The organism is Bacillus sp. FSL K6-1033 (assembly GCF_038630765.1).
GTDB classification, from domain to species: domain Bacteria; phylum Bacillota; class Bacilli; order Bacillales; family Bacillaceae; genus Bacillus; species Bacillus altitudinis.
Map to the genome: position 1 here is coordinate 2,245,814 of NZ_CP152041.1, position 17,497 is coordinate 2,263,310.

Here is a 17,497-nt window from a genome sequence, read left to right on the forward strand (position 1 = left end):
TCCTATGAATGTCATAAAAGGAAAAGTGAAAAGCTCCACTTTTCCTTCATCATCAATTCAAGACCTTTTACTTATCTTTTTGTTTGCCTGTTGCGTCTCTTTCTACTTTCATATTAGAGACTGAGATGTAGCCTTGGTCTTTAACGATTTCTTTTTGTACTTCGTCACTCATCAAGTAATCTAAAAATTGTTTTGCTAAACCTTCTGGCTCACCTTTTGTATAAGAGTGCTCATATGCCCAAATTGTATATTTACCGCTTTCTACATTGCTTTCTTCTGGTTTCACACCATCAATGCTAAGCGGTGTAATTTTGTCATCTGTTAAATAAGAGAATGCTAGGTACCCAATCGCACCTGGTGTTTCTGCAATCAATTTTTTCACTGTGTTTGAAGAATCCTCTGTGATTCCTTCTGCAGGTGTCGCGCCGTCAAGTGCATATTTCACAAATGTTGCACGAGTTCCTGATGAGTCTGGTCTGTTCACAAGTGTGATTTTTTGGTCTTTCCCGCCAAGCTCTTTCCAGTTTTTGATTTTACCAGTGAAGATTTTTTTCAATTCGTCCTTTGTGATGTCTTTGACACCAACTTCAGGGTTAACAGCTGCCGCCATTCCAACAACTGCTACTTTGTGGTCTTTTAAAGCTTTTGCGTCGATTCCGTCTTTCTCTTCTGCGAATACATCTGAGTTCCCAATTTGTACAGATCCTTCTGATACTTGAGAAAGTCCTGTTCCTGAACCGCCGGCTTGTACTTGAATATCGGCTTTTGGATGTTTATCCATGAATTTTTCTGCTGCCGCAAGAACTAAAGGCTGCATCGCAGATGATCCTGAGATGGTAATGGAACCTGATGCCTCATCTTTGTTTGAAGCATTTCCTTTACTGTCTTTTGAATCTCCGCTTGAGCTGCTGTTTCCGCATGCTGTGACGAATGCTAACAATGCGATAGTAAGGAAAGTAAGCAGCCATAATTTGTTCTTTTTCATTTCAAGAATACCCCCTGAATAATTTGTCCTACGAGTAATACATTAAAGGTTCTTTATTAATTTCGTTTAAATGGAATGTTAAGGTTTTGTAAATGTCGAAGATTTGTAGAGAAATTGCGGGGTTTTTTATGATTTTTGTCAATTTATATCGAAAAGTTTGAAGAAAATATAAAAAAACGCCCACAAAAAGTGAGCGTTTTTACCTAGAAAAGGTCTAGTTATTTGTTTCTGCTTCATTTTCAATTTTGTTTTTGTTCTTCGCTTGTGTATCATTGCTTTCCTGTTTTGATTTCAGTTCAAAGTACTTGTCTAATACTTGTTCACCAATATCATTTGTAATCGGATAGCGCTGGTTGTAATCTTGATACACCCAAGGCACGACAACTGAAATCGCTACTTCTGGATTATCAGCAGGCGCATACGCAACAAGTGTTGTGTTATACGTTGGTGTGCCGCGTTTGCTTTTAATCGGGCCGTCATAGAATGATTGAGCGGTCCCTGTTTTGCCAGCTGGATTGTATTTTTTGTTGCCAAAGTTCGAATATGCTGTCCCTCTTGGGTTCTGCATCACAAGCTTGAATCCTTGCTGTACGCGTTTGATCTCATCACTTGTCATATCGAGCTTATTCAGTACATCCGGCTTGACGGACTCCGTTACAGCCCCAATGCCTCTTTGCGGATCTGGCTCTCTCACTTCTTTTACGAGCTGAGGACGTAAACGATAGCCGCCATTGGCAATCGTTGAGACGTATTGCGCCATTTGCAGCGGTGTAAACGTGTCATATTGTCCAATCGCATAGTCAAGTAAGAGACCGGATTGTGTAGACGTTCCACGATAGCCAGTTGCTTCGTTTGGCAGGTCAATACCTGTCTCCACTCCAAGACCAAATTTACTAAAATTGTAACGGAACGTATCAAACGCCTTTGTATCAATTGGGAGCGGCTGATTCTTACGATATTCCCCTTTCCCAATTGCAATCGCTGTTTTAAACATATACACGTTTGATGAACGTTCTAGTGCGGTTAAATCATTAATGAGTCCCATATTTTGATAGGATTTTTTCGGCGGTGACTGAGCGATATAGAGCGGTTCATCGTATTGGGTGCTTCCAATATGAAGGACGCCTGTTTTATAACCTGTCAGCACAGTTGCCCCTTTTACTGCTGATCCCATCGCATATGATGATGTCATCGTTCCTAGTGCATAGTCATCAAATTTGTATGTCCCATTCTTATTGGTAATCTGTTTACCCGCAATCGAGAGCACTTCCCCATTTCTCGGGTCCATCATGACAACAAACGCACGATCAAGAAGTTCTGTGCCGCCTCTTTGCTTCGCACTTTTCAAGTTCTTTTCGATGATTTTTTCCACCGCTTTTTGCAGCTGAATATCAATCGTCAGCACAAGGTCTTTCCCGCTCTTTCCTTCTGTTAACACTTTAGAGCTTGTGACATTGCCTTCTTTATCTGTTGTACTTTGTTCTTTTTCTTTTTGACCTTGCAGGACATCTTCATATTGATATTCAAGATAGCTTTTTCCTACACGATCATTTCGGCTGTAGCCGAGTGATAGATAATGTTCAAGCAGTGACGACGGAAGACCTTCATCACTTGAAGACACACTGCCGAGCATACTGCGGAGCAGTCCTTTATAAGGATAGCTGCGTGACCAGTCTGTTGTGACATCTACACCTGGCAGTTCGTCCAAATGCTCAGATACGTAAGCAATTTCACTTGGTTTTACATCTTCATTTTTAATAAATTGAGGCGTAAGTGCATAGCCTGCATCCATTTGTCTTTTAATCGCAAGCACTTGCAAATCTTTTTTCGTCAGTTGATTTAATTCCTTGTCTGTGATGCGTTTCAGCTGGAGCTCGTATAGTTTATCATCAGAGACCTTATCGTCACCCTTTAAATCGGCTTCTTTTTGAACAAGCTTTTTCGCTTCATTCGGATGGGTTAAGATCCAGAAATCTTTTTTATCACGATCTGTGATTTTCTTCGTACTTACGTGAATCATATCTGCTAATTTTGTTGCCACTTTGAGCCGCTCTTCTTGTGAAGTCGTCGAGGTTCTCGTATATGTAATGGCATTTAGCGCTTTATTGCTGACAATCGTGTTATAGTTTCGATCATAAATTTTTCCGCGCGGAGCAGATGAGCTGACATTCACGTCTTCTTGTTTTTCTGCCTGCTTTTTATAATCTTCTCCATTCACAATCTGCACAAAACCGAGTCTGACCACAACACCGGTAAAAATAATGAACGCAGCTAAAAATAATAAATTCAGCCGGATCGGAAGTGTTTTGCGCCCTTCCTTCGCGTCTTTTTTGTTTTTCTTGTTTCTCATCACATCACCTTTTCTATCAAGAAAGAAATGGCACCCCTTTTTGTGTATAAAAGGTGCCATCATCATTTTAGCGGTTTTTCTATCATTTATCTAGAAATTTGATGTTCCATTGGTAAGAAATTTTACCTTTCTCCCTTCATAAGGTTCGTTTGAGAAACAGGCTTTTGACCGTCAGCCTCTTCTATATCAGCTGTTTTCTCTTTTAAATGAATGTCCTTTACAAAATAATAAATAAGGGTGTGCCCCGCTCCAAGTACGACAAGTGAAGCAGGAATCCCAAGCCGATCGCCCAGTAAGGTGACAGATAAAAGAAAAAAGACAATCGAACAAATACGCCCTGCATTTAAAAATAGTTCTCTGACGACAATATATTCAATTCGGGCTTTTCTTGCATATCTGGCATGACCGATGACATCGTAAGTTAAAGAGACATACGGAACAAGCAGAAGCGGGTAGCCGATCGCAATGGCTACAGCGTACATAAGCAGTGATACATAGGACAAGTGAAAGACGATTAAAAATAAAGCGCCGTATAAAATAAGCCCGCCAAACATAATCGCTTTTTTACGCCATTTTTTCTTAATCAAACGGGTAGCAAAAAAATAGGCGAAAAAGGCAACACCTGAATTGACTAGACCAAATGTGCCTAAAGCAAGCTCACTGTTTGTTGCAATAAACACAAAGACACTGATTAAAAAGACAAACACGCCTTCACGGAGCCCCTGAAAAAAGTGAGCAGTTGTGATCTTACGCCAATTCTCGTCCGCATGGCGCTCTTTCCAAATTTGCTTAATGATAAATTTTCCTTTAGATTGTCTCCTCTTGAGGAAAAAACTCATCACCACCGCTAGTGAAAACAAAAAAAGCGATAAAGTGAAAATCACTGTATAGCCTGTATCATCCGTTAATTGAGAAATCACAATTCCTGCAATGAGCGGCCCAATCATACCAGCTGTAGAGGTAAGCACTCCTAAAAATCCATTAAAGAAATCCCTTGTTTCAGGTTCAGTAATTTCAAAAGTAAGCACGTTAAAGGCAAGCCAGTAAAAACCATAGCCGATTCCAAGCACACTGCCTAATAACACGAGCCGAGCTGCCGCTTGCTCTCCTGCCATGAGAACAATTAAGTAAAAAGCGGCTAAGAAGATGACACCGAAACGAAGGACAAATGCACGATCTATTTTTTTAGCGAGCCGACCAGCAAATAAAAAGGTAATGGGCTGAAGGACAACTATCGCCAAGTTATAAATCGCAAGGTCTGTAAATCGCCCAGACTGTTTCCATAAATACACGTTCACAAACGTATTCGAAAGCGCAATCGCAAGTGCGTATAATCCGCCAATCGTGAGGAGGAGCAATAAATCTCTTGTGACATCCATATCCCCGAACATTTTCTTTAATCTGCTCATATCATTCATTCTCCTTTTCTACACAATAGTCTGTCTCATCAAAAGGCAGATATGTAAAAAAAGGAGGGAAAATATAAAAAGACCCGCTCTCAGAGAGAAGCAGGTCTTTTCAAATCAAATCATTTATTTAGCTTCGCTGTAAAGGCGAGCCACTTCATCCCAGTTCACAACATTCCAGAATGCTGAAATGTAATCAGGACGACGGTTTTGGTAGTTTAGGTAGTAAGCATGCTCCCAAACGTCTAGTCCTAGGATTGGTGTTTTTCCTTCAGTTAAAGGAGAATCTTGGTTTGGTGTGCTTGTGATTTCAAGTTTGCCATTGTTCACAACAAGCCATGCCCAACCAGAACCAAAGCGTCCTGCAGCTGCTGCAGCGAAATCAGATTTGAATTTTTCAAATCCGCCTAATTCTTTTTCGATCGCATCTGCAAGTTCACCAGTTGGTGCGCCGCCACCGTTTGGTGAAAGAAGCGTCCAGAATAATGAGTGGTTCGCATGTCCTCCGCCATTGTTACGTACAGCTGTACGAATGTTTTCAGGCACAGAGTTCAAGTTAGCCACTAGCTCTTCAATTGATTGATCTTCAAGAGCTGATACACCTTCGATTGCTTTGTTTAAGTTTGTTACATAAGTGTTATGGTGTTTTGTGTGGTGAATCGTCATTGTTTCCTTGTCAATATGTGGTTCTAATGCATCGTAAGCATATGGTAATTCTGGAAGTTTAAAAGCCATGGTTAAATTCCTCCTTAGAAATGTATGTACTGAAATGCTTCCTTAGTAAGCAAGCAATTCACCCTAATCAAAGAGTATCAAAAGAAACGGCTTGTTTCAACGTTATTGCTCATGATCTGAAACATTTCAGTGTTTATTTTGTATTTAACCCTTCAGAAAGAGTGTTAAACACCGATTTTCCATTTAGCGAAGCACATAAAACAAAAAGATTCCCAGCATCAGTGCTTGAATCAACCCTTTTGCAAATACGCCTGACACAAAACCAATTAATGAGCCAAGCCCAACTTTCACACTTGTCTTCAGATCTTTTTGATGAACGAGCAGCTCTGCGATGACACTGCCGATAAATGGACCAATGATAATTCCAGCAATCGGAATCACAAAAGGACCGGCTAAAAGCCCAATGGTACTTCCCCAAATGGCCGCCCGGCTGCCGCCAAAGCGTTTCACCCCAATCAGATTGGAGACATAATCCGCGGCAAATAACACAGCTGTAAACATGGCTTGAATGAGCCAAAAGGTGAGCATCAATTTCTCAAAGCTAAAAAAGAGCCCATATAAAATAAACCCAAGAACCATAAAAACCACACTAGGAATGATTGGATAGACAAGTCCCACAAACGCAATGATAAATGCACAGCCGATCAAAATCCAATACAGCACGTCCAATCCGCTGCCGCCTCCTTTTTATATGCTGTATACATTATGCCTCATTCCTTCTATCTTAACCAGTAATGAAGGCCGTACTTGTACTGGATGGATAGACATTGATACAATGTGAGAAATAGAAAAGAATGTAGGAAGTGAATCGGTTGAACGTATTTAGTTTATTGTTAAAAGGAATTTATTCACCAAAAGATATTGCCAGAGCTCGTTTTACTGGGATTGGAAAGGCCATTTTATTCATCTTTATCCTTTCGATCATCGCAGCTGTCCCCCAGGGCTATCATATGAGCCAAGAGATTTCAAATGCGATGTCAGGATTTCAACATGTGATTAAAAAAGATTTACCCGACTTTTCCATTGAAAAAGGAACGCTTCAAGCGGATCAAAGCACGCCGATCGAAAAAGAAGAAAATGGCATCACGATTATCTTTGATCCCAATGACAAAATAAAATCAAGTGAGCTTGAATCAAAACAAACAGCCATTGCGTTATTGAAAGAAAAAGCAGTGATTGCCATTGACGGACAAATGACAGATATTCCATACCAGCTGCTTGGCGGAACACTCACAAAAGATGAACTTGCCAGCGTCACAAACCAGAATCAAGCGATCATTATCCCTGTCATTTGTGTCCTGCTGTACCTATCTACTGCTGCTCTCATGTTCATCAGCGCAACATTCCTAGCCATGCTTGGCACATTTATTAAACGAATGCAGCAAAAAGAGCTGTCCTTTCAAATGCTTTGGAAGCTCTCTGCCTATTCACTCACATTAACAACCGTCTTTTTCGCCATCATGAGTGCATTAAACACGCCGGTTGCAAACTCATTTTTATTAAATTGGGTGATTAACTTTATTTTCTTATATCTTGTCGTTAAAGAAATACCTGCAAAAAAATAAGCTCCCTCATTTTGGGGAGCTTTTTTATTTGTTTTGACCCTATGACTCATCTGGATGGATGATCGCAAACAAATAGTGATCTTCCCACTTATCATTGATCTTTACTTTTTTACGATGAAGTCCCTCATTTTCAAACCCTGTCTTCTCAAGCACACGAATGGAACCAATGTTAGATGGTTTTACGCCAGCCTCAATACGGTGAAGGTACAGTTCATAAAAGGCATAATCGATAATCAAACGAATCGCCTCTGTCATATACCCCTTCCCGCCTTGCTTTTCATCAAGTACATATCCAAGCAAAGCCCCTTGAATGGGTCCTCTTTCAACAGAATTGAGTGAGATCGTTCCAATTAATGCATCTGTTTCATTTAAGAAAATACCGTGCATATAGGCTTCATCTTTTGCACGCCTTTGCATACTGCGGTTAATCCGTTCCTTTTGACGAGGTACAGTAAAAAAATCATCCTGAACCAAAGGAGTGAATTGCTGAAAATAAGTGCGGTTTTCTCGTTCAAGTGTTAATAGTGCTTCTGCATCACTTTCTGTTAGTGTTCCCACATATATATGCTGACTGATTTTCTTCATATACTCTCCCCCTGTTTTGATTTTATCATAATAAAGAAAGGGCTTAGGCTTGCTTTTTCCAAACTTTTTTCACTTACAAGTCATACTAGAACTCACTAGAACCACCCTTCCTAGCTTTTTCACTCTTTTTTGTTCTATCAACTCAGGGACATGCATAATCTGAAGTAAACTCTTAAAAGCGGTGAGTAAAATGCGGCGAATTATTTTTTTACTAGTCAGTTTGTTTGTCCTCTTTATTATCTTTTTTGATTTAAAAAATGGAACGATCCCCGTTCAGGATGGCCCTGCTGTTCCCGCCAGCGCCTTTCAAACAGCTGAAAAACAGGCATATAAAACTGTCACTGTTAAACAAGGTCAAACCGTCGTCTCTATCGTACATACAAGTAAGCCATTAGATGAAGTGATCGAAGACTTTGAAGCACTGAATCAAGGCGTCAAAGCGAACGAAATTCGGGCAGGCAGCACATACAAGTTTCCGGTCTATAAGAGATAAAACGTTAATTCCTTGTCATTCATACAAAGAGACTGTTACAATATGAGATGTAAAACACGTCGTACACTGCAAACGAATTGCATGTACACTAAGGAGCGATTGACAAGTGAGTGAAGTCACACATCGTACAAAAACGCGTCCCGTCAAAGTGGGACCTTTAACTATAGGTGGAAACAATGAAGTCGTCATTCAAAGTATGGCGACAACCAAAACACATGATGTCGAAGCGACAGTAGCTGAAATTAAACGTTTAGAAGAAGCTGGCTGTCAAATTGTGCGTGTCGCATGCCCAGATGAGCGTGCAGCAAATGCGATTGCGGACATTAAAAAACAAATCAACATCCCCCTTGTTGTCGACATTCATTTTGACTACAAGCTTGCACTGAAAGCGATTGAAGCAGGTGCAGACAAAATTCGTATCAACCCAGGAAACATCGGAAGACGAGAAAAAGTCGAAGCTGTTGTGAAAGCTGCAAAAGAAAAAGGCATTCCAATTCGTATTGGGGTAAACGCTGGTTCGCTCGAGAAAAAGATTCTTGATAAATACGGCTATCCAACAGCAGATGGTATGGTTGAAAGTGCACTGCATCACATTAAAATTTTAGAAGACCTAGACTTTCATGACATCATTGTCAGTATGAAAGCATCTGATGTAAACCTTGCGATTGAGGCATACGAAAAAGCAGCAAAGGCCTTTGATTATCCTCTTCATCTTGGGATTACAGAATCAGGTACGTTATTTGCAGGTACGGTCAAAAGTGCAGCTGGTCTTGGCGCAATCTTGAATATGGGGATTGGTAACACACTCCGTATTTCATTAAGTGCTGACCCGGTCGAAGAGGTCAAAGTGGCACGTGAATTATTAAAATCATTTGGCCTTGCATCAAATGCAGCAACACTCATCTCATGTCCAACTTGTGGACGAATTGAAATTGACCTCATTAGCATTGCAAATGAAGTCGAAGAATATATTTCTAAAATTAAAGCACCGATTAAAGTAGCTGTTCTCGGATGTGCTGTAAACGGTCCAGGTGAAGCGCGTGAAGCTGATATCGGCATCGCTGGCGCTAGAGGTGAAGGCCTCTTATTCCGCAAAGGTGAAATCGTTCGGAAAGTGCCAGAAGAAACAATGGTCGAAGAACTGAAAAAAGAAATCGATAAAATCGCTGAAGAACATTATGCAAAAATGGAAGCTGAAAAAGCAAAACAAGCGAACGCATAAAAAAGAACGCCTGACATCACTGTCAGGCGTTTTCTGTTCCTGTCCTGTTAAAAGAACGGGGTGATAAAGATGCCGAGGATGACGGAAACGATTCCGATCCCGATTGACCACGCGCCAAGCGCATGTGCTCCTTTTCTTCTTGCAATATAACCAACGACGATTGCCGCTACGCCTAATAGCACCGGCAAGACAAATAATGAGATAATCGCAATCGCGAGTGCTGTATAGCCTATCCCCTTACTGCCTGAATCGTCACCTACATGGTCACGTTCTCTTCTGTCTTCACGATCTCTTGATGCTTGATATGGCTCTGCTATTTCAGCAGCTGTTTCCTCTAAATAGCCATCATCATTACTAAAGTGTGTGTCGATTTCACGATCATTTCTTCTGAAATCTTCGTCTCTTTCCATGATCAATTCCCCCTTTTGGTTAATAGAAAGGAGCTTTTTTAGTATGAGCAAAAATGTCTGTTTCATGTTTGCTAAAACTTGCTGGAATTGTGAATTGATTATGTTACACTTTAAGAGGATAAATATGAGGAGTGTGGGCATGTTACGTTTAGGAATTGATATCGATGGCACAGTCACGGCGCAGGACACCTTTGTCCCCTACTTAAATGAGTCGTTTCAATGTGACATCACACTAGATGATATGACGGAATATGATTTGACGAAGCTTTTAAAGATTTCAAATGAAGAATTTTGGGGCTGGATGAATGAGTATGAGCCTCTTATTTATAAACAGGCAAAGCCTGCCGAGGGTGCAAAAGAAATCCTCAATCAAATGAAACATCATCATCAATTGATTTATATCACAGCCAGAAGGCAGCATCACTCAGACATCACCTACAAATGGTTTGAGGAGAATCATGTCCATTACGACGATATCGAGCTTGTTGGCGGACATCATAAGGTGGAAGCTGTTCAAAAACATAAGATCGATGTGTTTTTTGAAGATCACCATGGCAATGCCACAATGATTGCAAAAGAAGCTGACATTCCAGTGATTCTGTTTAACTCACCGTATAATCAAATGCCAATTGATGAACGGATCATTCGCGTTAATAACTGGCAAGAAGCATCCCAATGGATCAAACAATATGAAAAGCGTCTGCAAACTGCTTACTAAAACAGATCAAAAGCCGATACGTTTTTAATGTATCGGCTTCAGATTGTTGACAAAGGGCTAAAATGAACTTTATTTTAGCCCTTTGTCTTCGTTTCAGCGTGATAGAAAACCTTTGCAGCCCTAGGAAGGACGAGTACTGGCGCGGAGCGAATTTGACATTCGTGAGCACCAGCACGCAGGACTGACAAAGAATGCGACGGTTTGTCTACACGCTGAAGCCGATCCGTTTAATGTATCGACTTTTTGATTGTACGATGATGTCCTTCTTTTATTAAAAAATGATAAAGTGCACCCATCATACCTGCCTGATTGAAGTAATAGCACGTTTCCAGTGTCACCTGTATGTTTTTCCATGCATGCAAAGTATGTAAATGTTTCTCAATGTTTGGAATCAAATCGGGCCTTGCACTCACGCCCCCGCCAATGAGGATTTTCTCTGGATTGAGAACTGTTGCCACATTGTAAATACCAATTGCGATTCGTTTGTACCACTGATCGATCATCTTCTCAATGGCCGGATCTTGCTTGGCTTTTTCAAAGATTTCTTGACCGTCGATTTGCTGACTTTGTGGAATGCCCTGCTGCTCTTTGTAACTTCGTATCAATCCAGCTGTCGAAGCACTGCTGTTGAGTGTGGTAAACTGACCATTTTCTGTTTCTGTCAGCATCATACCAAATTCACCGCCGCGAAAAGAGGCACCGCGAACAAGCTCGCCACCAGCAAAAATACCGCCGCCGACACCAGTCCCAAGCGTCATACATATAAAGCTGTCACACTCTTTCGCATGACCACTAAATTTTTCAGCCAGCGCTGCACAGTTCGCATCATTTTCTACTTCTACACGAAGTGATGTTTTTTCTTCCAAAAGCGTTTTGACATTTTGGCCATTTAAAGCAATAATCGCTCCTGCAAATTCCGTATAACCCGTTTGACTGTCAACAAAACCCGGAAGACTCATCGCAATCCCTTTGATATCCCAAGTCCTTTGATACTCTTTCACCACGTTCTCCATGTCCTCTAAAAACGGCTCAAGTTGTCGGCAGTTTGTTTCGTAGTCGCCGCTCGTGATCAGCTCACCATTTCGATCCATGACCCCATGCTTTGTTTTTGTTCCGCCTACATCGAAAACAACATAATACGCCACCTTTGACCACTCCCCTATTTCAAAAGACTCATTTATGTTTCAATAGATGATCTATTGTTCTCATTTTAATGAAACAGCTATCCTTTGTAAAACGTTTTCAAGATCACAAAACAAAAAGCCAGCCCATCGGCTGGCTTCTTTCATGAATGAACTTCTTTCGGTTCGCAAGAAGGACACGTTCCGTAAATTTCAAATTTATGTCCGCTAATGTGATAATCCTCTAGATCAGCATCAAGCTTGTCCATAGGGCAAGCGTCAATTTCCTTTGTTTTACCACACGTCAAACAAATAAAGTGATGATGATGGTGGGAAAACGAACATTTAAAACGGAACAGTTTCTCCCCTGATAATTCCGTTGTCTCTAATATCCCAAGATCTTCATATAAAGACAGGTTTCGATAAATCGTATCAAAACTAAGCCCTGGGTAATCTTCACTTAAAGCTGTTAATACATTTTTAGCGGTCAAGTATTTATCAGAATCAGAAAACAATTGAAGCATATCTTCACGTTTGCTTGTATATTTATAGCCTTTTTCCTTTAATAAATCAAGCGCTTCTTGTACGTTCATGATGATTCCCCCTTCTGAATTTCCCAATACTAATACAGCCGATTAAAATCAAGATAGACAGCATCACAATGGTTCCACCCGGCGCTAAATCAAGATAATAACTTAAAATCAAGCCGACCATAACAGACAATTCCCCAAATAAGATGGAAAGGAAAATCGCCTGTTTAAACCCTTTGGCAATCCGAATACTTGCCGCAACTGGCAGTGTCATGAGTGCGGACACTAGGAGTGTACCGACAATACGCATCGATGCTGCGATGACAAGTGCAACGACTAAAATAAAAATAAAATGAATCCACTTAGCTGAAATACCAGAAGCCTTCGCATGTTCTTCATCAAAAGAAAGCAAAAACAATTCTTTATACAAGAGCACAACCACTAATACAACGACCAGTGAGATCCCAACAATAATCCAAAGATCGAGCCTTGAAACCGCACTGACACTTCCGAACAAATAACTGAACAAATCTGTATTAAAACCATTTGCAAGTGAAATGAAAATAACAGAGATCCCAATACCACCCGATAAAATAATGGGAATCGCCAGCTCCTGATAATGTTTATACACAGAGCGCAGACGTTCGATAAACAATGAGCCAGCCACAGAAAAAGCCATTCCTAAGTAAAGCGGGCTAACCCCTGTCAAAAGTCCAAACTTTTTATCAAGGAATAAACTTGCCGCTATCCCAGCAAGTGACACGTGACTAAGCGCATCTGCGATGAGAGAGAGCCTTCTCACGACAATAAATACACCAAGTAAGGGCGCAATAAAGCCGATCAGCATACCTGCGATAAACGCATTTTGTAAAAATTCATAATGAAAAAATGGAAATAGCATTATTCATGTCCCCCATGATGGTGATGATCGTGATGAATCACTTGAATGTCATGCCCGTAAAACTGAGAAAGCGCCTGATCATCCATCGAATCAAACGTTTCCGCATCTCCATGAAAATGAAGTGTCTGATTTAAACAAGCCACATGCGTGACTTTGTCAGAAACGGTTCCTACATCATGTGTAACGAGAATTAAAGACATTCCTTTTTCTTTGTTCAATGTTTCTAACAGCTGATAAAAGCCCTCTACTGTTCTTTGGTCTACACCCACAGTCGGTTCATCTAAAATAAGCAGCTTCGGCTGACTGACGAGTGCACGGGCAATAAATGTACGCTGCTGCTGACCGCCTGAAAGCTCACCAATGTTTTGATGTTTTAAGTCTTGTATACCAACTGAGCGGATCGCCTCATCTACTTGAAGCTTATCCTGCTTACTCATGCGTTTGAATAAACCAATCTTCGCCGTTAAACCACTTGCCACGACCTCGTATACAGAAGCAGGAAACCCTGTATTAAAGCTATTCGCCTTTTGAGAAACAAATCCAATTTGATCCCAGTCTTTAAATTTTTGAGCTGGTGTGCCAAAGAGCTTCAATTCTCCCTGCTGGGGTTTAATCAAGCCAAGCAGGCATTTTAATAAGGTTGTTTTACCAGATCCATTCGGTCCAACAAGTGCTAGAAAGTTTCCTTCCTCTACCGTTAAATGAATGTGATCAATGACATTTCGCTGTCCATATGAATACGAAATGTCCTTCATTTCAATAATTGGCTTTGCCATAAATCTTCCACCTTTAATCCAATATAAAAAGAATGATTACGATTTATACAACAAAAAGAAAATGGCAAAAGCCATTTTCTTTGTCCATACATACATTTCATTATATAAAAGAAAGATAAAAAAGTAAAATAAAAGCTAATGAATGGCTGTTTTGAATTTACCGCCTTTTGTTTCATGCGTATCCATAATCGTAATAAAGGCTTGACCATCAATTTCAAACACGATAGATTTCAGCTTCGTAATTTCAAGTCTTGTCACGACGGCGTAAATGACATCTTTTTCTTCATCGGTATAGCCGCCTTTTCCTCTAAGCTTGGTGGTTCCCCTGCCGAGACGATGAAGGATCGCATCTGAAATTTCATCATAATAATCCGAAACGATAATGACAGCTTTTGTTTCATCTAGTCCCTGAATGACAGCATCAATTGTTTTCATTGCCAAATAATATGTCATGACAGAATACATAGCTTGCTCCGGTCCGAAGACAAAGCCCGCCCAAATAAAAATGAACACATTGACGATCATGACAAACTCACCGACGGAGAAAGGAATTTTTTTCGTCAGAAGAATTCCTAAGATTTCCGTTCCGTCCATTGAGCCTCCATTCCGTATCACAAGCCCAACGCCAAACCCGAGTAACAGCCCTCCAAATACAGTAGCTAAAATCGGCTGCGTCGTAAATGCTTCTACATGATGGAGTGAAGATTCAATCACGGCCAAGCTGACAATTCCAATCACAGTGGAAATCAAGAAGGTTTTCCCAATATGTTTGTATCCTGATATCATAAATGGAATATTTAAAATGACAACAATCGTCGCAAAATTAATGAATGGGTTATCCGTAAAAAGATAATCCAAAATAAGCGAAATACCGATGATGCCTCCATCAATAATATTGTTTGGCACTAAAAATAATTCAATGCTGACTGCTGCACATGCAGCTCCTACTAGAATCAGAAAAATTCTCAAAATAAAATGAGGCACTGATTCCTTTTTATGCTGTTTACTATTTGCCATACGTTCTCCCTTCTACACATGTTTAGTTTTCAATGAACATTTTATTCACTTTACTATTTTATCATTTCACAGAGTAAAATAAAATTTTTTGCACATTTTCCGTTTTCGCCCATACATTGATACAGAGGGGAGGAATGGAATTGATTTTAATTCAAAAAATTGTGTTGCAGCGTCTGAATCAGATCACAGCAAATGACTTGTTAAGGTATGCAAAACAGTATGGGGTCAGCTTAACATCCAATCAGGCTGCAGAGGTCGCCAAACTCATGAATGGGAAAAACGTCAATATTTTTAATGATGCAGAGCGCAACCGGCTGCTTAAGCAAGTGGAAGCGATTACGTCTAAACAGACAGCACAGACCGTCAATGATCTGTTTAATCAATTCACAAATTAGGCAAAAAAGGGCCGCATTTAGCGGCACCTCATCACATTGCATGCACTTTTTATTGACCCGTAATCTTATCTAGTAAACCTTCATCAAATTGCTTTTCTTTCAGCATCGCAATTTCGAATTTATAAGGTGGTTTCTTGTTCTTTTTATCTTCACCTACATAAGGCGTTTCTAGAATCTTCGGCACATCTTGAAGCTGTGGATGTTGAACGATATAGCTCAGGGCATCAAAACCAATTTCTCCAAAACCGATATTTTCATGTCGGTCTTTTCTTGCGCCTTGTACATTTTTACTATCATTAATATGAAGAACTTTGATTCGGTCGATCCCGACAATTCGATCAAATTCTTCTAAAACTCCATCAAAATCACTCACAATGGGATAACCTGCATCGTGCGTGTGACACGTATCAAAGCAAACAGAAAGTGCTTCGTTATGTGTCACACCGTCAATAATTTGGGCAAGCTCTTCAAAGCTTCTTCCGCACTCTGATCCTTTTCCCGCCATTGTTTCCAGCGCAATTTGAACCTCCTGCCCCTTCACAATGACTTCATTGAGACCTTCAATGATTTTTTGAATTCCAGCATCTGCACCTGCTCCGACATGCGCACCTGGATGAAGAACAATTTGTCTTGCACCTAGCGCTTCTGTACGCTCTATCTCAGAGCGAAGGAAGTCCACTCCAAGCTCAAATGTCGCTGGATTCACTGTGTTCCCAATATTGATAATATACGGTGCATGAACGACGATATCTGTCATACCATGCTCTTTCATATGCGCATGTCCAGCTTCAATATTGAGATCTTCAATTTTTTTACGGCGCGTATTTTGCGGTGCACCTGTATAAATCATAAAAGTATTTGAACCATAAGAGGCAGCTTCCTCACTCGCTGCAAGTAGCATATGTTTTCCGCTCATGGATACATGTGATCCAATCTTCAACAATGTGTCCCCCTACTTTCCGTTACGCTTTGACTTTCTACGTTCTTGTCTTTTGATCTTATCCATCTCACGTGTCATTTTCTTTTTATATCCAGGTTTGACGGCTTTCGGTTTTCTGACAAGGCGTTTTGCTTTTTCTTCAATTTCATTTGGTGCTTTTTTACGTCTTTGACGCTTCAAACGATCATCTGCATCTCGCCATTCGCCATGAACAATCGTTTTGTTTTCAAATACAACACCCATTTTTTCAATTTGAACGAGTGCATCCTCATCAGCAAGATCATAAATGGTCATCGCAATGCCAGATGAACCAGCGCGAGCCGTTCTTCCCACACGATGAACATAGAAATCAAGATCGGATGGGAGCTCATAGTTAATCACGTGGCTGACGCCCTTAATATCAATCCCACGGGCAGCAAGATCAGATGCCACAATATAGGTGAACTCCAAATCTTCAATTTGTTTCATCACTTTTTTACGTTCACGAGGCGTTAAACCACCATGAAGTACCCCAATTTTCATTCCTTTTTCCTGTAGGAATGAGGCAATTTCATCAACAGTTGATTTCGTGTTGGCAAAGATGATCCCTAAATAAGGCTGTACATTCGTCACCATTTCATGAAGTAATTTTAATTTATCACGCTGTTTAGATGGAACTAAAATATGCTGAATGTTTTCAGCCGTAATGCGTTTCGGTTCAACATGTGCATATTTCGGATTATCCATATATTTTTTGAGGAAAGGTTTTAATTTTTCTGGAATAGTTGCTGAGAACACGAGCATTTGCAGCTGTTCTGGCATTTGTGAGCCAATACGATCCACATCTTCTAAAAAGCCCATATCCAGCATCAGGTCTGCTTCATCAATGACAAGAGATGTTGCTTTGTACACATTCAGCGCTTGCTCATGAATAAGATCAGCAATACGTCCAGGAGTGCCGACCACTAAGTGCGGCTGATTCTTTAGCTTTTGAATGGATTTCTGCTTGTCCGTTCCGCCAATGTAAAGCTTTGCCTTGATTTCTTCTTCTGGAGGCGTATTTTTTAAGATCGTTTGTGCTTCTTTAAAAATTTGATTCGCTAATTCTCGTGTTGGTGCAGTAATGACCACTTGTACTTGCTCTTTGCTTGGATCAATTGAATGAATAAGCGGCAATAAATACGCATGGGTTTTCCCTGTCCCTGTTTGAGACTGTCCAATCACGCTTTCACCTTTTAAAACAGCAGGGATGATTCTTTTTTGAATATCAGTCGGCTCATAAAAGCCCAGTTCATGAATAGCATCTATAATAAAAGACTTTAATTCATATGTCGTAAATTTCGTTTCTTTCATGTTTTCACTCCTTAAG

General features: G+C 40.4%; 19 protein-coding genes. 5 read left to right on the top strand and 14 right to left on the bottom strand.

What is annotated here, in order from left to right; all coding sequences use genetic code 11:
* Nucleotides 1-67: 67 nt before the first annotated feature.
* The 5 genes from MHH31_RS11510 to MHH31_RS11530 all read right to left on the bottom strand — a co-directional run bounded on the left by MHH31_RS11510 (nt 68) and on the right by MHH31_RS11530 (nt 6,145).
* Nucleotides 68-985, bottom strand: a complete 918-nt coding sequence (locus tag MHH31_RS11510; RefSeq protein ID WP_342494819.1) for a phosphate ABC transporter substrate-binding protein — start codon at nt 983-985, stop codon at nt 68-70.
* A 214-nt stretch (nt 986-1,199) separates the two neighbouring features.
* On the bottom strand, nt 1,200-3,335 hold the full coding sequence (locus MHH31_RS11515) for a penicillin-binding protein 2 (RefSeq protein WP_017358000.1): 2,136 nt from the start codon (nt 3,333-3,335) through the stop codon (nt 1,200-1,202).
* A gap of 122 nt (nt 3,336-3,457) precedes the next feature.
* Nucleotides 3,458-4,744: an MFS transporter gene (locus MHH31_RS11520; RefSeq protein WP_008342348.1), complete on the bottom strand. Its 1,287-nt coding sequence runs from the start codon at nt 4,742-4,744 to the stop codon at nt 3,458-3,460.
* Nucleotides 4,745-4,867: 123 nt separating this feature from the next.
* Nucleotides 4,868-5,476: a superoxide dismutase SodA gene (sodA, locus tag MHH31_RS11525; RefSeq protein WP_007501264.1), complete on the bottom strand. Its 609-nt coding sequence runs from the start codon at nt 5,474-5,476 to the stop codon at nt 4,868-4,870.
* A gap of 183 nt (nt 5,477-5,659) precedes the next feature.
* A complete protein-coding gene (locus tag MHH31_RS11530; RefSeq protein WP_342494820.1) occupies nt 5,660-6,145 on the bottom strand; it encodes a DUF456 domain-containing protein in 486 nt (161 codons plus the stop codon).
* Nucleotides 6,146-6,288: 143 nt separating this feature from the next.
* Between MHH31_RS11530 and MHH31_RS11535 the strand changes: the two genes are divergently transcribed.
* A complete protein-coding gene (locus MHH31_RS11535) occupies nt 6,289-7,041 on the top strand; it encodes a DUF1189 domain-containing protein (protein WP_212359974.1) in 753 nt (250 codons plus the stop codon).
* A 39-nt stretch (nt 7,042-7,080) separates the two neighbouring features.
* On the opposite strand, the gene MHH31_RS11540 is transcribed toward MHH31_RS11535, so the two are convergent.
* Entirely contained in the window at nt 7,081-7,626 is a 546-nt protein-coding gene (locus MHH31_RS11540; RefSeq protein WP_342494821.1) for a GNAT family protein, read from the bottom strand.
* A gap of 190 nt (nt 7,627-7,816) precedes the next feature.
* On the opposite strand from MHH31_RS11540, the gene MHH31_RS11545 reads away from it, so the two are divergent.
* Both MHH31_RS11545 and ispG read left to right on the top strand, forming a co-directional pair.
* Nucleotides 7,817-8,119 carry a hypothetical protein gene (locus MHH31_RS11545; RefSeq protein ID WP_024718827.1) on the top strand — a complete coding sequence of 101 codons (303 nt, stop codon included), beginning with the start codon at nt 7,817-7,819 and terminating at the stop codon, nt 8,117-8,119.
* A gap of 106 nt (nt 8,120-8,225) precedes the next feature.
* Nucleotides 8,226-9,341, top strand: coding sequence for a flavodoxin-dependent (E)-4-hydroxy-3-methylbut-2-enyl-diphosphate synthase (gene ispG / locus MHH31_RS11550; protein ID WP_008342357.1), 1,116 nt, complete (start codon nt 8,226-8,228; stop codon nt 9,339-9,341).
* 47 nt (nt 9,342-9,388) lie between these two features.
* Here ispG and MHH31_RS11555 read toward each other — a convergent pair whose 3' ends face one another.
* On the bottom strand, nt 9,389-9,751 hold the full coding sequence (locus MHH31_RS11555) for a DUF308 domain-containing protein (protein WP_008342359.1): 363 nt from the start codon (nt 9,749-9,751) through the stop codon (nt 9,389-9,391).
* A gap of 139 nt (nt 9,752-9,890) precedes the next feature.
* Between MHH31_RS11555 and MHH31_RS11560 the strand changes: the two genes are divergently transcribed.
* Nucleotides 9,891-10,469, top strand: coding sequence for a nucleotidase (locus tag MHH31_RS11560; RefSeq protein ID WP_008342361.1), 579 nt, complete (start codon nt 9,891-9,893; stop codon nt 10,467-10,469).
* Between the two features lie 227 nt (nt 10,470-10,696).
* Here MHH31_RS11560 and MHH31_RS11565 read toward each other — a convergent pair whose 3' ends face one another.
* The 5 genes from MHH31_RS11565 to MHH31_RS11585 all read right to left on the bottom strand — a co-directional run bounded on the left by MHH31_RS11565 (nt 10,697) and on the right by MHH31_RS11585 (nt 14,814).
* Nucleotides 10,697-11,614, bottom strand: coding sequence for an ROK family protein (locus MHH31_RS11565; RefSeq protein WP_058336639.1), 918 nt, complete (start codon nt 11,612-11,614; stop codon nt 10,697-10,699).
* Nucleotides 11,615-11,754: 140 nt separating this feature from the next.
* On the bottom strand, nt 11,755-12,183 hold the full coding sequence (locus tag MHH31_RS11570) for a Fur family transcriptional regulator (protein WP_003217433.1): 429 nt from the start codon (nt 12,181-12,183) through the stop codon (nt 11,755-11,757).
* Nucleotides 12,161-13,021 carry a metal ABC transporter permease gene (locus MHH31_RS11575; protein ID WP_007501274.1) on the bottom strand — a complete coding sequence of 287 codons (861 nt, stop codon included), beginning with the start codon at nt 13,019-13,021 and terminating at the stop codon, nt 12,161-12,163. The genes MHH31_RS11570 and MHH31_RS11575 overlap by 23 nt, the downstream gene beginning before the upstream one ends.
* Entirely contained in the window at nt 13,021-13,797 is a 777-nt protein-coding gene (locus MHH31_RS11580; RefSeq protein ID WP_008342368.1) for an ABC transporter ATP-binding protein, read from the bottom strand. The genes MHH31_RS11575 and MHH31_RS11580 overlap by 1 nt, the downstream gene beginning before the upstream one ends.
* A gap of 135 nt (nt 13,798-13,932) precedes the next feature.
* Nucleotides 13,933-14,814: a YitT family protein gene (locus tag MHH31_RS11585; protein WP_007501276.1), complete on the bottom strand. Its 882-nt coding sequence runs from the start codon at nt 14,812-14,814 to the stop codon at nt 13,933-13,935.
* Between the two features lie 140 nt (nt 14,815-14,954).
* Between MHH31_RS11585 and MHH31_RS11590 the strand changes: the two genes are divergently transcribed.
* The gene (locus MHH31_RS11590) at nt 14,955-15,209 is read left to right on the top strand and encodes a DUF2624 domain-containing protein (protein WP_008342377.1); all 255 of its coding nucleotides are present in this window, start codon (nt 14,955-14,957) and stop codon (nt 15,207-15,209) included.
* 49 nt (nt 15,210-15,258) lie between these two features.
* Here MHH31_RS11590 and MHH31_RS11595 read toward each other — a convergent pair whose 3' ends face one another.
* Together MHH31_RS11595 and MHH31_RS11600 are read right to left on the bottom strand one after the other, a co-directional pair.
* Complete coding sequence (locus MHH31_RS11595; protein ID WP_342494822.1) at nt 15,259-16,152, bottom strand: deoxyribonuclease IV; 894 nt, start codon at nt 16,150-16,152, stop codon at nt 15,259-15,261.
* 9 nt (nt 16,153-16,161) lie between these two features.
* Nucleotides 16,162-17,481, bottom strand: coding sequence for a DEAD/DEAH box helicase (locus MHH31_RS11600; RefSeq protein WP_024718822.1), 1,320 nt, complete (start codon nt 17,479-17,481; stop codon nt 16,162-16,164).
* Nucleotides 17,482-17,497: the final 16 nt, after the last annotated feature.